We start from the raw sequence: 14,188 nt of genomic DNA on the forward strand, positions 1-14,188 counted from the left end.
CTTGTTTTACCTTACATATTCTTCAGCTTTTTAAGCAGTACTTTGCCTGATGAATTTTTGGGAAGTGACGGTAAAAACTGTACATATTTGGGTACCTTATACCTTGGAAGCCTTTCCATACAGTAATCCACTATATATTTTGAATCTATGCTGCTGTTACTATCTTTTAAAACTACAAAAGCCTTTATTGCCTCGCCTAAAATATCGTCCTCAACCCCTATAACAACACACTCCACAACCTGTTTTATACCACAGATTGTATTTTCAATCTCTCTGGGGCTTATTCTATTTCCAGCACATTTTATTATATTCTTTTCTCTGGAAACTACAAATATATATCCATCCTCATCTTTAAAGGCTAAATCACCTGTATACAAAAGACCATTCCTAAGAACCTTTTTTGTTTCCTCTTCGTCATTAAAATATCCCTTCATCACATTTCCACCTTTAGCAACTATTTCTCCTACTTCTCCTATTTCAGCTGGAAGACACTTCTTATTTAGGATCATTAATTTTGTACCTGGAATCCCCTTTCCTATAGAACCCAATTTATTTTTAATCTGAGAGGGCGGAAGATATGACAACCTAGCTGTAGCTTCAGTCTGTCCATACATAATGTATATGTCAACTCCTTTAAGAGCCTCATACAATTCCAATATAAATACCTCTGGAAGCCTTCCTCCGGCCTGTGTTACATATCTCAATGACGGCATCTCAGCATCCTTAAAATTAGTCATTCTCAACAATATCTGGTAAGTGCTTGGAACCCCTGCAAAACCAGTACAATTATATTTCTTTATGTCCTCTATAACAGTTTGAGGAAACATAAACTTACTATTTATTACAACGCTTCCACCACATCTAAAATGCGTATTCAAAAGGGATGTTCCATAACAATAGTAAAAAGGAAGTACAACCTCCACCCGGTCCTTTTCAGTCAAACGCAAATATTCCACAATAGAATCGGTATTATACATCAAATTGTAATGCGTGAGCATGACACCTTTCGGCTTTGAAGTAGACCCCGATGTAAACATAATAAGTGCTGTATCCCTTTCTACATCTACAGGATCATTCAGAACAAGTTCATTTTCACTTGTTCCCATGTCTTCTTCAGTATATAATATTGCTCTCTCATAAATCAATTTTTTTACCCTGGATTCATATTTTTTTTGACAAAAAATTGTTTTTATTTTTAAAATATCCACAATATATTTTACATCGTTTTCAGACATATTTGGATTAATTGGAACACAGATGCTTCCATTTTTAATTATACCAAAATAGGTTTCTATAAAAAATCTGGAATTATCTGAAATAACAAGTACACTGTCTTCCTTTGAACATTTATTTTCATTCAGTAGATTGGATACATAATTTACACCAAGATAGATCTCCTCATAGCTTATACTGCTGCCATCTATCAATGCTGTTTTTTTTAAATGTCCGGATTTTTCAAATATATAGTCTGTAAATGTCATAGTTCCACCCCGTATTTTTTTAATATCTTTTTAATGTCTCCAATCGTATACATTCTGGATATATCAACCACATCAAAATTTACTCCAAATTCATCTCCCAGTGCTGTAACCAATTCCACATGTGCCAATGAATCCCAATCCTTTATTTCATCCGGTCCCATTTCATCTTTGATATTTTCTACATCCTTTATATTTAAAGTATCACAAATTATATTTTTGAATTTATCTAAATTATTCATAATATACTCCTCCATTTCCCCATGCAATCTTTATTAAGTAGCAATTATCATACCACCAACTAAACATTTCTATATCAAAGAATTGCAGATACCCCCTATATATGCTTGTTGCATTAATAAAACAAAAGTACATATAACTTATCCTCAGTCCTAGTAATCATAATATACATTTTATATTGTTGCAAAAATGCATTTTGTTCCATATCTGCAACAATTTTATTCTAAAATTTAAATTAATATTCAATTCCTGCTTGACCTTTAATTCCAGCATTATAGTGATGTTTAACTTCAGCTATATCACTTACCATATCTGCAGCTTCTTCGATTTTATCAGAAGCATAGCGACCGGTTAGTAACAGATTTACTTCAAGAGGTTTTTGTTTGATTAAATCTATTACCTCTTGTTCTGAAATTAAATTAAAATTGACAGCAACATTGATCTCATCTAAGATAACCAGGTCATATTTTTTACTTTTTACAATTTCCTGAGCCTTTTTAAAACCCTGTTTGGCAAGGTCAATATCTATCGGAGCTGGATTATCCTTCATTACAAAACTGTCAAGGCCGCTTTGAATAATTGTAATATCCGGAATATATTTTTCTACTGCCATGATTTCTCCGTATTTTCTACCTTTCATAAACTGGATAACACATACTTTATATCCATGCCCAATAGCACGTAAAGCTTGTCCAAATGCAGAAGTCGTCTTACCCTTGCCATTACCCGTAATTACCATCACTAAACCGCGTTTAGCAATAGTTGACTGTACCGATTGCACTCTTGACATCTTATCACCTTCCTCCCAAATTCTACTAATTTAAGCATGACTTTAAATCCCTTGTTTTATATTAATTAGGTGTCTCAATATATTTTGTTCTTTTTTTAACAATCTAATTTATTTTATCAGAAATACTTAACCTTTCAAGCTCCAAGGATTCATAATATTTCCTTAAGTTCTACAAATTTATCTATTTTTTTACAACCTTTTCCGCATTCTTTTCCTTTATTAAAAAGAATGCTGACAATTCCCAACCTCCTAGGTCCTCTATAATCATTTATAAAGTCATCTCCTACAAATACTGCATCCACCGGTGAAAACCCTGATTTTTTCAAGGCAGATACATATATTTGAGGATGAGGTTTCCTCCATCCTTCTTCTGAAGAATTTATGACAAAGCTGAAATACTCTCTCACACCGGTGTATTTCAACAGTTCTTCTATTCCTCCTTTTACCTTGAAATTCGACACTACTCCTAAAACATACTTATTCCTTAAGCTGGATATGGTGTCTTTAATTTCTTCCTCAACGTAACACCTGTTTCTATAGTTTTTCCAAAAATTTACAAGGAGATTTTCAACTAACACTCTGCCGTCCTTTTGAGCAAAATGCCTCTCTTTCATAATCTGTACATATATATCTTCAAAATCATATTCTTTATACCGGGGAATACTAGATAAAATACTTTTTTCAGCTCTTTTATAATATGTGTAAAATTCTTGGAAGCTTTTAAAATACTCTTCACATTTTGAATTTTTAAATGCCCATAGGGCATAATCACTTTTTTCTGGAAGCTCGGTCATATTTACGATTGTTTCCATGCAATCAAACATGATGCATTTAAAATCTTTCATACTTTATAACCCCTTTATATCTATAGGACCGACAATGATTTCTCCGCTTTCTGACTAGAAACAGCATCTATTCATGTTCAACTATTTTCTTCCCGACAAATTTAATTGCACTTTGTGCCAATATTTTAGTGGGATCAACATAATTGCCCTTTATATTCAACATTTTAAAAGCCACTGGCAATTCAGTACAACCCAAAATTACAGTATCAACATCTTTTGATTTAAAATATGAAAGAACAGATTGTACACTATTTAGGTCGTATTTTTTAACTCCTTTTTTGACACTATATATTAAATCGCTGACAATATTTTCATTGGTGTCATCCGGTTTAACCACCTCAATATTATATTTATTAAATATTTTATCATATATTCCTGCAAAACATGTACCTTTTGTAGCTAATAAGCCCACTTTTTTTATTTCAGTATTTGTTCTTCTTATCTCCTTTACAGTCTCCGATATCATATTTAAAAAAGGTATATGAATATATTTTACTATTTCATCATAAAAATAATGGGCAGTATTACAGGGCATGATTATAACATCCGCACCCATCAATTCAAGTTTCAAGGCAGATTCAATCAAATATTTTTTGGGATCCTCCCCAGTTCCCAAAATATAGTTTGTTCTATCAGGTATTTCAGTGTTATTATCTATGATTACATGAATATGCTCATTATCACTTTTAGCATCTGTCAATGTAATTATTTTATAGAACAAATCAGCAGTAGCAAGTGGGCCCATTCCCCCTAATATTCCAATGATTTTTTTGCTGGTATTATTTATATTTTCAGCTTCTGAATCAATCATATTTATCAACCCTTTCAATATTATATAAAATTTATTTTATAAATCAGCCGCTAATTATCTTTATATATACTCTTCTATTTCGCGGCCCATCAAATTCACATAGATAAATTCCCTGCCAGGTTCCAAGTTTTAATCTTCCATTTTCAATAATGATATTACAGGAGGAACCTATAAGTGAAGCCTTTATATGAGCATGGGAATTACCTTCCACATGCAGGTATCCATTTCTTTCAGGAAATGCTTTGTTTAATCCTGATAAAATATCTTTCACAACATCGGGATCAGCATTTTCATTTATCGTTATTCCAGCAGTAGTATGGGGAACAAAAATCACTACTATTCCATTTTTGACTTCACTTTTAGCTACAACCTCATTGACAAAACCTGTTATATCCACAAACTCTTGAGCTCTTTTTGTTTTTACTAAATATTCCATTATTTCACCTTAAATCAAATATATAAATAAATATTATATTTCATTACAATTTTTTTATAAGTCTTAACTATTTGTTTTACATGCTTGTTATCCAAATATACTATGAAAGTCAAGATAATGCATAAAATTACAAGAGGATACAAAAAATTTACAGAAAATAAAACATACTTTTCAGTGAATATTTTTATCATAGCTATAATTGAAAACATCACCACAGATCCAAGCACAAATAACACTTTTGTCTTTGTATAATACAATTCAAAGGATTTTTTTGTAATCCACTGACATGCATACACAGCAAAAATTACAATAAATATAGTTGAAAGTACAAATCCCAGTGTAATTTGAAGCTGAAATTGTCCTTTGAAAATATTCATTATATCAATTGAAAAACAGATTCGAAGATCTAAGGTAACATACTATATCCATTATCACCAGGTTATTTTCTACTGATAGTTGTTTGTCTCTTAAATTATTTTATCTGCGGAGTTTTTTCAATTGATTTACCATTATTCACCCTCCAAACATAATATTTTTTTCACTATACTTGAAACATTATTCCAATATATTTCAAAACTTTTTAATTCCTCTCTTCCCTTTTTCGTTATAATATAGTATTTTCTGCTCGGTCCTAAAGGTGAAGGCTGGAATTTTCCGAAAATTAAATTTTTCTTCTCCAACCTTATAAGCAGAGGATAAATTGTACCCTCTTTTATCTCACTAAATCCATAATTTCTAAGTGATACCATAATTTCATATCCATAGGTAATTTTTAAACTTATTATCTTCAATATGCAGCCTTCCAGAGTTCCTCTCATAAGTTGAGACTTATCGAACATGTATTTCCCTACTTTCCAAATTCAATATTTAATCTACATTGCACTACATAGTAGGTTAATTATATTGTAATACAACCCAATCTCTCGGTCAATAAAAAAATGAGGGATCATGTATCATCTTACATTCAGATATAAAAAAATGAAAGAAACTTGAAACAAAGTTTCTCATTTCTTTCATGAGCTAATAAATATTTTCATTGTATCAAGATTCCTGAACCTATAGGGACATTATCGTAAATATATTTTGCATTTTCAAGAGCTAGTCTTATACAACCATGGGAAGCAGATTTCCCAAGAGTACCATCTACCAGATTTCCGTTCTTATCAAATAAAACGCTGTGAAATAAATAATTCCCCTGAAATTGTGTAAAATATTTAAGTATGGCTCCATTTTCTGATTCAAATTGCGGACCCTTTATCCCTACAAAGAATTGACCCTTAACTGTTGGTGTACCGCCTGTTCCTGATGCACACTGAAATGAATTTATCAGTCTCCATTTATGGATGCTCCCATTAAAAATGTATACCATCTGTTCTGATGTACTGACCATAACATAATAATCAGTATAGCTCTGAGTATCCAACTTATTTACTATGCCTTCCGAATAAGCTGAATTAAAATTAGACACTACTTCTGCCGTAGGCTTGTACATTATATCTGCAGTAGGCTTCTTTTTCAAATCCTTCAACGTGGCTCCACTTACTATTCCATCTGTAGTAAGACCATGTTTGTGCTGAAAGTCCATCACAGCATATACTGTCTGTTCTCCAAAATCTCCATCTTCATTTACAGTGTAACCAAATTTTTTAAGTTTCTTTTGAATATCTTTTACATCATTCCCCTTATCCCCTGCCTTAAGAATGCTTCTAGGTGGTGATACCGGTTTTTTTTCTTTTGGATGCGGAGTTATGTTACTACCAACATTTACTTTTTGAGCATCTTCTCTATTGTATATACTAGATAAATTGCTGCATGCAGAAAAACTAAAAATTATTACACCTACAATTCCTATTAATAAAACTCGCTTCATATGGCTCTCCCATCCCTCTTACTGCTTTTAATTTAAAATAAAATTCCCCCTTTAATAATAATGACGATAAAAAATAATAACATGTTACATAAATACAATCTATATTCATCATATTATTATATCACTTAAATGGTACCAATTATTTAAAAATTTAAAATTGCTACCTATAACATACTCATTTCCCTTATACAGGTATATTATAACACGGAATAACATTATCTCTTATAGTTTTGCAAAAAATAATTCATTTTACCCAAATAGCTCCTACTCCACATCCAGTTCATCAATATCAATCTTATTCAACAAGTCCCTTAACTCTGATATCTCCTCTTTGTCTAAAGTTATTCCTTTCCCCATTTTCTCATGTTTTTCATCCCAGTCTCTAATATCTATCTTCGCTTTTCTGTCATTCCAGCTCACAACGTTGACCTCTTTTTTCCAGCCTCTCGAACCTTCAGACAGTGTTCCTATATTTTTAACAATATCAAATTTAATATTCGTCATTTGAATCTCTCCTTTTACAAGTGTATGTTCCATCTCCTAACTATTCTTATTATGATCTTATAATAGCATATTTTTTTATATGCTTATAATAAATTTTAAATAGATGTATAATAAATAATTAAATTCACAAAGACCAGTAAAAAACCGCACACTCTCTCAAATATGGAGAATGCACGGTTTTACTTTACTGCTTATTCAATTTGTCCTGCATACTACAATCAAACTTTGTTTCAAGCCAATAGCAGCCATCCACCCTTATAGTCCGTCTACTCCACCGTAACGGACTTGGCTAAATTCCTAGGCTTATCCACATCGCAGCCTTTCTTTATGGAAATATAATAGGCCAGAAGCTGAAGTGGAATTACCGCAAGTACCGGAGCAAATATATCCAGTGTCTTGGGAAGGAATATGACAGAGTCAGCTGCCTTCTCAACATTCTTGTTTCCCTCAAAAGCAAAAGCCAGAACCTTAGCTCCCCTGGTAGTCACTTCTTTGATATTGCTTACCATCTTTTCAACCAGTTTCTCCTGTGTAGCCCCTGCAATCACCACAGTTCCATCTTCAATCAACGCTATAGGACCGTGCTTCAGTTCGCCGCCGGCGTAAGCTTCCGAATGGATATAAGATATCTCCTTCAGTTTCAGGGATCCTTCCAATGCAACAGCGTAGTCAAGGCCTCTTCCCAAAAAAAATACATCTTCCTTTTTGTAGGTTTTTTCTGCAAACTCCTGGATGATCTCTTTATTTGCAAGCACTTTTTCCGCCTTCACAGGCAGGGAAAGCATTTCCTCTTTTATCTTTTCTATTTTTTCTGTGCTAATGGTCCCCTTATGCTGCGCGAAAAAGAGAGCTACTATATAAATTGCAATCAGCTGGGTTACATATGCCTTCGTAGAAGCAACTGCTATTTCAGGACCCGCCCAGGTATAGAGCACATCATCCGCTTCCCTGGATACAGAACTTCCCACCACATTTGTTATGGCTATTACCCTGGCACCCTGCTTCTTTGCTTCTCTCAAGGCTGCAAGGGTATCAGCAGTTTCTCCAGACTGGCTTATTATTATCATCAAAGTTCTTTCATTTACTATAGGATTCCTGTACCTGAATTCTGAAGCAATATCCACTTCTACAGGCATTCTCACCAGTTTTTCTATCACATACTTTCCAACCATTCCCGCATGGTATGCAGTTCCGCAGGCCACTATATATATTTTATCTATATTTTTAATTTGTTCTTTTGTTATTTTTATATCATCTAAAGTTACAGGCTTTCCCAGCATGATTCTAGATGTCATAGTATCTTTTATAGCCTTTGGCTGTTCATGTATCTCTTTCATCATGAAATGCTCAAATCCACCTTTCTCGGCAGCATTTGCACTCCAGGTAACATGATAAACATCCCTCTTTATTTCTTTCTTATCTTCAGATAAAAGTTTCACACCATCTTCTGTTATAACCACAAATTCATTTTCATTCAAAAGATATATATCTCGCGTATGGTTTAACACAGCCGGAATATCCGATGCTATATAGTATTCATTTTTACCAAGACCCACTATAAGGGGGCTGTCTTTTCTCACTGCAACCAGTTTTCCAGGCTCTTTCGAGCAAATAACCCCGATGGCATAACTTCCTCTTATCCTTGATATTGCTTTCATGACCGCCTCTACTATATCTCCATTGTAGAAATATTCTATAAGTTGTGGAATAACTTCTGTATCAGTTTCAGATATAAATTTATATCCCTTGGATGTGAGCCACTCTTTAAGTTGTACATAATTTTCTATTATACCATTATGAACTACACTTATTGTTCCGTCCTGACTGTTATGTGGATGTGCATTTAAATCAGAGGGTTTACCATGGGTCGCCCACCTTGTATGACCTATTCCAACTATACCCTTTAATGGATGTTTTGACAATTTATCTTCCAAATTTTTAAGTCTTCCCTTACACTTCACCACATTGATGTGATCTTTATCTATTATAGCAACTCCTGCTGAATCATATCCTCTGTATTCAAGTTTGCTAAGACCTTCAATTAAAATGGGTGATGCCTGTTTTTTTCCAACAAATCCAACTATTCCGCACATATTAATCTTCCTTTCAATATTTAATATATTAAATGCAGCACAATTCTCCACTAATAACACGGTAGTTTCTTTCAATATGAAATCAAAAAGTCATAATCAAATAAAACCCGAATTATTATTGATTTTTCAGGAAATCGTACTTTTGGAATCGCATATTCGACTCCTATTAAAGGTTTTTACACCAAACTGATGTTGTATCAGAAATTGCTTCCTGGTTTTATCAGTTGTTAACGGTAGTGCGATACCGTGGGGCACCCGCCGAAGATTCGATACTCCCCATCCTCGTCAACTCAAGTGAGACTCCAAATCTTCGATTTGGTCAGTCGAACTTAAGTTCTGGCGCTTTTGTTACATTACTACTAACTAATAACCACCTGCCTTTAATATAATTGACAACCTCAAATCTGTCATCAATACATTATATTATTTAATTTAATTTTTTGTCAACTATCGCAATTGTGAAATATATGCATCCTCAATATGGAATTTATTCTAAATCATCTTGAAATATGGTCGTTTCCTAAGATCATACTATGTAAATACATATTAAATTCAATTATTAATTTTGTATTAACATAGTTTATAATAGTGTTTAAATTTTTGACCAAATGATTTTTGCCCTAATCTAATTCTTTGTAATTTAATTTTCTATACGCCTTTTAAATATTATACAGTCGCCGTCCACTTTGGAATCTTTACCCAGTGTGGTATATGGTTTTTGTATAATTCCTGAAAATTCCCAATTATCTTTACCAAATTTATTCAATTTTTCTTCTAAAGTCAAATCATCATCTGAACCCAGAAAATTCTCTGCTGTAAATACTTTATATTCCCATACCATTTCTCTATAACTCCTCCAAATATCATATATTAGCATTAAAATAGGCAAAAATCATTTAGGTCTCTAATTAATATACTTCCCAATTTTACATTATAATAGAGCTAAAAATATTTAATTAAAAAATAAAAATACACTGCTTAGTATTTTACAGCAGTGTATTAAAATTTATATATTTTTTAATGTTTCACAAACTGGCCTTCTGCTGAATCATTTCAGCTAAATTACGAGCAATTTTATCTATTTCATTTTGATTTTCTCCCTCCAGCATGACCCTGACAAGTGGTTCTGTTCCTGAAGGTCTTATCAGTACTCTCCCACAGCCATCTAACTTTTTCTTTACTTCTTCTATTTTTTTTATTATCTCTGCATCTTCTTCATATATGTTTTTTTTGTCATTAGACACTTTTGCATTTGCCAGTACCTGGGGCAAATTCTTCATCATGGAAGCAAGCTGGGATAATTTTTTGCCGCTTTTTTTAACTATGGAGGATATCTGCAGTGCAGTGACAAGTCCATCTCCTGTGGTATTATAATCCAGCATGATTATATGTCCCGATTGCTCTCCGCCTAATTTATATCCTTCCTTCACCATCTTCTCAAGCACATATCTGTCTCCCACCTTGGTTTTTACTGTATTCATTTTTTCTCTTTCAAGTGCTATATCAAGTCCCATATTACTCATAACAGTAACCACCACAGTGTTTTTATACAACTTGCCCTGTTCCTTTAAGTTTTTCCCTATTATAGCCATAATAAAATCTCCATTTACGAGATTTCCTCTTTCGTCCACAGCAATACATCTGTCCGCATCTCCGTCAAAGGCAAGCCCTAAATCAAATCCTGATTCCACTACAGTTCTCATAAGTTGCTCAGGATGGGTAGAACCGCAGTTGTCATTTATGTTTATTCCATCCGGATTATTATTTATAACTTTTAATTCAGCTCCCAATTCTTCAAAAGCCCTTACAGAAGTCTTATAAGAGGCACCGTTGGCACAGTCTAGCACAACCTTCAATCCCCTTAGATCTCCATCAATAGTTGATTTTGCAAAATCCACATAGCTTTTCAATGCATCTTCCTTTTCAACTATCTTTCTTCCTATTTGCGCACCAAAAGGCACAGATATTCCCTTAAAATCACTTTCAATTATGTACTGTATTTTATCTTCTAGTTCATCAGATAATTTATATCCTGAACCATTAAAAAATTTTATGCCATTGTATTCCACAGGATTATGAGAGGCTGAAATCACTACTCCCGCATCTGCTTTATATTTTCTTGTCAAATAAGCTACTGCTGGTGTTGGTATTACTCCAATGCAAATGGCCTCCGCTCCTATGGAAAGTATACCTGAAACCAATGCACTTTCCAGCATATCTCCAGATATTCTGGTGTCCATTCCAACGAGTATCTTAGGCTTATGTACTGCTTCCGTCAATACATAGGCTCCTGCTTTTCCCAATTTATAAGCCAATTCTGAAGTCAATTCCCCATTTGCAATTCCCCTTACACCGTCAGTGCCAAACATTCTCTGCATACTAATACCTCACTTATTAAAAGTTAATTTGTCTTTTTATATTATATTACATTAAAAATATTTCCACAACGTACTTTTCCATAACTTAAAAAAGCACCTTATTAAATAACCAAAATGGCATTCAATAAAGTGCTTTAACAAAAGCTTACTTTACAAATTCAATACCTTTTTCCACAGCTGCCTTATTGGATTCAAAGAATTTCTCTTTTCCATGATCTTTTAAAGAACTGAGCAATTGATCCATAGAAACTATTCCAGTTTCTTTTACTAAGGCTCCCAACAAAATCATATTAGCTATTTTTTTGCTCCCTATTTTTTCTGCTAGACTTTGAGCCGGGATCGCTATGATCTTTACATCTTTCCTCTTTGGCATAATATCTATTAAATCCGAATCCATTACTATTATACCATTAGGTTCTACAGAGTTTTCAAATTTTTCTAGAGAAGGTCTGTTCATTACAACTATACTATCCGCCCTCAAAACTATGGGAGAGCCTATATCCTCATTGGTCAATATTACAGAACAGTTAGCTGTCCCGCCCCTCATCTCAGGTCCATAAGAAGGAAGCCAGGAAACATTTAAGTTGGCATCCATACCTGCATAAGCCAAGAATTTACCCATAGACAAAATACCCTGTCCACCAAATCCTGCAAAAATAATCTGTTGTGATGCCACCTTACTTCACCTCCTCAGTAGTGTCTTTTTTTACTCCTAAAGGATAGTATGGTATCATGTTATCTCTCAACCACTGCATTGCCTCTTTAGGCGACAGTCCCCAGTTAGTAGGGCATATTGAAAGAACCTCAACCAGTGAAAATCCCTTTCCTTCCAATTGATTTTGAAATGCTTTTTTTATAGCTTTTTTAGCTTTTAAAAGATGAGGTATAGTATCTACAGAAACTCTCTCCACATAACATGCTCCTGTAAGGGTGGATATCATTTCAGAAACCCTCACTGGATATCCAGCTATTTTTGTATCTCTTCCATAAGGAGTAGTCTCAGTAACTTGTCCCGGTAAAGTGGTTGGAGCCATTTGACCTCCAGTCATACCATAAATACAGTTATTCACAAATATAGTAGTCACATTTTCTCCCCTTGTAGCTACATGAACTATTTCTGCAGTACCTATAGCTGCTAAATCTCCATCCCCTTGATAAGTAAATACTACACTATCAGGATTAGTTCTCTTTACACCTGTAGCAACTGCCGGTGCTCTTCCATGGGACGCTTCAAATACATCACAGGCAAAATAATTGTAGGCTAGAACTGAACATCCTACTGGTACAACTGCAATAGTTTTGTCCAATATCCCAAGCTCGTCTATTGCTTCTCCAACTAATTTGTGGATTACTCCATGAGTACACCCTGGACAGTAATGTGTCGGCACATCCAGCAGTGATTTTGGTGGTTCATATACTACAGTCATTATTTTTCCCCTCCTATCATGGCCTTAACCTTTTTTAAAATATCCGAAGGTTCTGGAACCATACCTCCAGATCTTCCATAAAAATCTACTGGTTTTCTACCGTTAGCTGCCAACTTTACATCATAGACCATCTGGCCACAGCTCATCTCTACAGACAGATAACCATGTTTTGTCTTATCTATAGTTTTTTCAAAAGCTTCAACTGGGAACGGCCACAAGGTTATCGGTCTTATCAATCCTATATTTATTCCCTCTTTTTTAGCCATCTTAATTACATTCTTGCATATTCTCGATGTAGTTCCATATGCCACTAATATCAGATCACATTCTTCATCACAATTATACAATTCATATCTAACTTCATTTTCTTTTATCCTCTTAAATTTCTCTTGAAGTTTGTTGTTGTGTTTCTCTAATTCCTCAGGTGCTAAGTACAGGGAGTTTATAATATTATGCTTCTTCCTTCCATTAAGGCCATTAGCTGCCCAGGTTTTCTCAGGTAATTTTCTCTGTGGTCTTTCTTTAAACTCCACAGGTTCCATCATCTGTCCGAGCATTCCATCTCCCATTACCATGCAGGGAGTCCTGTACATATCAGCCACGTCAAAGGCATCCTGTATTAAATCTATCATTTCCTGTATGGAAGCTGGTGCAAATACGGGCATATTATAATCTCCATGTCCACCGCCTTTTGTCGCCTGAAAATAATCTGATTGAGCTGGCTGTATGCTTCCAAGGCCTGGACCTCCTCTTACTATATTCATAATAAGACAGGGTAATTCCGCTGCTGCAATATATGATATACCTTCTGACTTCAAACTAATTCCAGGTGAGCTTGAAGATGTCATACACCTGACACCACTACCAGCTGCACCATAAACCATGTTTATAGCAGCTACTTCACTTTCAGCTTGAATAAAAACTCTATCTATCTTTGGCATAACCTTGGACATATAAGCTGCGACTTCTGTTTGCGGGGTAATGGGATATCCAAAAAAAGCTTTACATCCTGCTTTTACAGCTGCTTCACCTATGGCCTCATTGCCCTTCATTAATACCTTCTTTCCCATAAAAAGCCTACCTCCTTATTATTTTTCAACAGTTATTACACAGTCTGGACATATTCTAGCGCAAGATGCACATGCTACACATTCTTCCATTTTATCTTCTGGAACAGTAGCCGGATGATACCCTTTTGCATTTAACTTGGTGGAAAATGACACAATCTTTTTTGGACAGACTTCTATACAATGTCCACAGCCTTTGCATCTCTCTTCCCTAAAAGTTACTTTTGGCATGAGAAATCCCCTCCTAAA

16 protein-coding genes are annotated in these 14,188 nt (G+C 34.3%); all 16 read right to left on the reverse strand.

Translation table 11 applies throughout. The annotated features are described in order from the left end of the window. Nucleotides 1-11: 11 nt before the first annotated feature. Nucleotides 12-1,481, reverse strand: coding sequence for an AMP-binding protein (locus LN736_RS10510; protein WP_229981517.1), 1,470 nt, complete (start codon nucleotides 1,479-1,481; stop codon nucleotides 12-14). Beyond that, nucleotides 1,478-1,720, reverse strand: coding sequence for an acyl carrier protein (locus LN736_RS10515; protein WP_150355361.1), 243 nt, complete (start codon nucleotides 1,718-1,720; stop codon nucleotides 1,478-1,480). Before LN736_RS10515 ends, LN736_RS10510 begins: the two co-directional genes overlap by 4 nt. 233 nt (nucleotides 1,721-1,953) lie before the next feature. Continuing rightward, on the reverse strand, nucleotides 1,954-2,508 hold the full coding sequence (cobO, locus tag LN736_RS10520) for a cob(I)yrinic acid a,c-diamide adenosyltransferase (RefSeq protein WP_150355362.1): 555 nt from the start codon (nucleotides 2,506-2,508) through the stop codon (nucleotides 1,954-1,956). Nucleotides 2,509-2,657: 149 nt separating this feature from the next. Further along, nucleotides 2,658-3,353 carry an HAD family hydrolase gene (locus LN736_RS10525; protein ID WP_150355363.1) on the reverse strand — a complete coding sequence of 232 codons (696 nt, stop codon included), beginning with the start codon at nucleotides 3,351-3,353 and terminating at the stop codon, nucleotides 2,658-2,660. Nucleotides 3,354-3,420: 67 nt separating this feature from the next. Further along, entirely contained in the window at nucleotides 3,421-4,164 is a 744-nt protein-coding gene (gene cuyB, locus LN736_RS10530) for a cysteate racemase (protein WP_179978377.1), read from the reverse strand. A 43-nt stretch (nucleotides 4,165-4,207) separates the two neighbouring features. Continuing rightward, nucleotides 4,208-4,600: a secondary thiamine-phosphate synthase enzyme YjbQ gene (locus tag LN736_RS10535; protein ID WP_150355365.1), complete on the reverse strand. Its 393-nt coding sequence runs from the start codon at nucleotides 4,598-4,600 to the stop codon at nucleotides 4,208-4,210. Nucleotides 4,601-5,109: 509 nt separating this feature from the next. Beyond that, on the reverse strand, nucleotides 5,110-5,439 hold the full coding sequence (locus tag LN736_RS10540; RefSeq protein ID WP_150355366.1) for a PadR family transcriptional regulator: 330 nt from the start codon (nucleotides 5,437-5,439) through the stop codon (nucleotides 5,110-5,112). 194 nt (nucleotides 5,440-5,633) lie between these two features. Next, nucleotides 5,634-6,470: a L,D-transpeptidase family protein gene (locus LN736_RS10545; RefSeq protein ID WP_179978376.1), complete on the reverse strand. Its 837-nt coding sequence runs from the start codon at nucleotides 6,468-6,470 to the stop codon at nucleotides 5,634-5,636. A gap of 264 nt (nucleotides 6,471-6,734) precedes the next feature. Then, nucleotides 6,735-6,974, reverse strand: coding sequence for a YdbC family protein (locus LN736_RS10550; RefSeq protein WP_179978375.1), 240 nt, complete (start codon nucleotides 6,972-6,974; stop codon nucleotides 6,735-6,737). Between the two features lie 266 nt (nucleotides 6,975-7,240). Continuing rightward, complete coding sequence (gene glmS / locus LN736_RS10555; RefSeq protein WP_150355372.1) at nucleotides 7,241-9,067, reverse strand: glutamine--fructose-6-phosphate transaminase (isomerizing); 1,827 nt, start codon at nucleotides 9,065-9,067, stop codon at nucleotides 7,241-7,243. A 640-nt stretch (nucleotides 9,068-9,707) separates the two neighbouring features. After that, a complete protein-coding gene (locus LN736_RS10560; protein WP_150355373.1) occupies nucleotides 9,708-9,908 on the reverse strand; it encodes a DUF4177 domain-containing protein in 201 nt (66 codons plus the stop codon). 184 nt (nucleotides 9,909-10,092) lie between these two features. Continuing rightward, the gene (gene glmM, locus LN736_RS10565) at nucleotides 10,093-11,445 is read right to left on the reverse strand and encodes a phosphoglucosamine mutase (RefSeq protein WP_150355374.1); all 1,353 of its coding nucleotides are present in this window, start codon (nucleotides 11,443-11,445) and stop codon (nucleotides 10,093-10,095) included. Nucleotides 11,446-11,590: 145 nt separating this feature from the next. Beyond that, the gene (locus LN736_RS10570; protein WP_150355375.1) at nucleotides 11,591-12,121 is read right to left on the reverse strand and encodes a 2-oxoacid:acceptor oxidoreductase family protein; all 531 of its coding nucleotides are present in this window, start codon (nucleotides 12,119-12,121) and stop codon (nucleotides 11,591-11,593) included. Between the two features lies 1 nt (nucleotide 12,122). After that, nucleotides 12,123-12,872: a thiamine pyrophosphate-dependent enzyme gene (locus tag LN736_RS10575; RefSeq protein WP_150355376.1), complete on the reverse strand. Its 750-nt coding sequence runs from the start codon at nucleotides 12,870-12,872 to the stop codon at nucleotides 12,123-12,125. Beyond that, entirely contained in the window at nucleotides 12,872-13,942 is a 1,071-nt protein-coding gene (locus LN736_RS10580) for a 3-methyl-2-oxobutanoate dehydrogenase subunit VorB (RefSeq protein WP_150355377.1), read from the reverse strand. The genes LN736_RS10575 and LN736_RS10580 overlap by 1 nt, the downstream gene beginning before the upstream one ends. A gap of 18 nt (nucleotides 13,943-13,960) precedes the next feature. Then, nucleotides 13,961-14,170, reverse strand: coding sequence for a 4Fe-4S dicluster domain-containing protein (locus LN736_RS10585; protein WP_150355378.1), 210 nt, complete (start codon nucleotides 14,168-14,170; stop codon nucleotides 13,961-13,963). Nucleotides 14,171-14,188 lie beyond the last annotated feature (18 nt).

It is taken from the genome of Clostridium aromativorans, from assembly GCF_020908015.1.
Lineage (GTDB): Bacteria > Bacillota > Clostridia > Clostridiales > Clostridiaceae > Clostridium_B > Clostridium_B aromativorans.

Coding starts and splice junctions, on each gene's coding strand:
- LN736_RS10515 (WP_150355361.1), bottom strand. CDS start 1,720: ATGAATAATTTAGATAAATTCAAAAATATAATTTGTGATACTTTAAAT.
- LN736_RS10525 (WP_150355363.1), bottom strand. CDS start 3,353: ATGAAAGATTTTAAATGCATCATGTTTGATTGCATGGAAACAATCGTA.
- cuyB (WP_179978377.1), bottom strand. CDS start 4,164: ATGATTGATTCAGAAGCTGAAAATATAAATAATACCAGCAAAAAAATC.
- LN736_RS10560 (WP_150355373.1), bottom strand. CDS start 9,908: ATGGTATGGGAATATAAAGTATTTACAGCAGAGAATTTTCTGGGTTCA.
- LN736_RS10535 (WP_150355365.1), bottom strand. CDS start 4,600: ATGGAATATTTAGTAAAAACAAAAAGAGCTCAAGAGTTTGTGGATATA.
- glmM (WP_150355374.1), bottom strand. CDS start 11,445: ATGCAGAGAATGTTTGGCACTGACGGTGTAAGGGGAATTGCAAATGGG.
- LN736_RS10550 (WP_179978375.1), bottom strand. CDS start 6,974: ATGACGAATATTAAATTTGATATTGTTAAAAATATAGGAACACTGTCT.
- LN736_RS10575 (WP_150355376.1), bottom strand. CDS start 12,872: ATGACTGTAGTATATGAACCACCAAAATCACTGCTGGATGTGCCGACA.
- LN736_RS10580 (WP_150355377.1), bottom strand. CDS start 13,942: ATGGGAAAGAAGGTATTAATGAAGGGCAATGAGGCCATAGGTGAAGCA.
- LN736_RS10585 (WP_150355378.1), bottom strand. CDS start 14,170: ATGCCAAAAGTAACTTTTAGGGAAGAGAGATGCAAAGGCTGTGGACAT.
- LN736_RS10545 (WP_179978376.1), bottom strand. CDS start 6,470: ATGAAGCGAGTTTTATTAATAGGAATTGTAGGTGTAATAATTTTTAGT.
- cobO (WP_150355362.1), bottom strand. CDS start 2,508: ATGTCAAGAGTGCAATCGGTACAGTCAACTATTGCTAAACGCGGTTTA.
- LN736_RS10540 (WP_150355366.1), bottom strand. CDS start 5,439: ATGTTCGATAAGTCTCAACTTATGAGAGGAACTCTGGAAGGCTGCATA.
- LN736_RS10510 (WP_229981517.1), bottom strand. CDS start 1,481: ATGACATTTACAGACTATATATTTGAAAAATCCGGACATTTAAAAAAA.
- glmS (WP_150355372.1), bottom strand. CDS start 9,067: ATGTGCGGAATAGTTGGATTTGTTGGAAAAAAACAGGCATCACCCATT.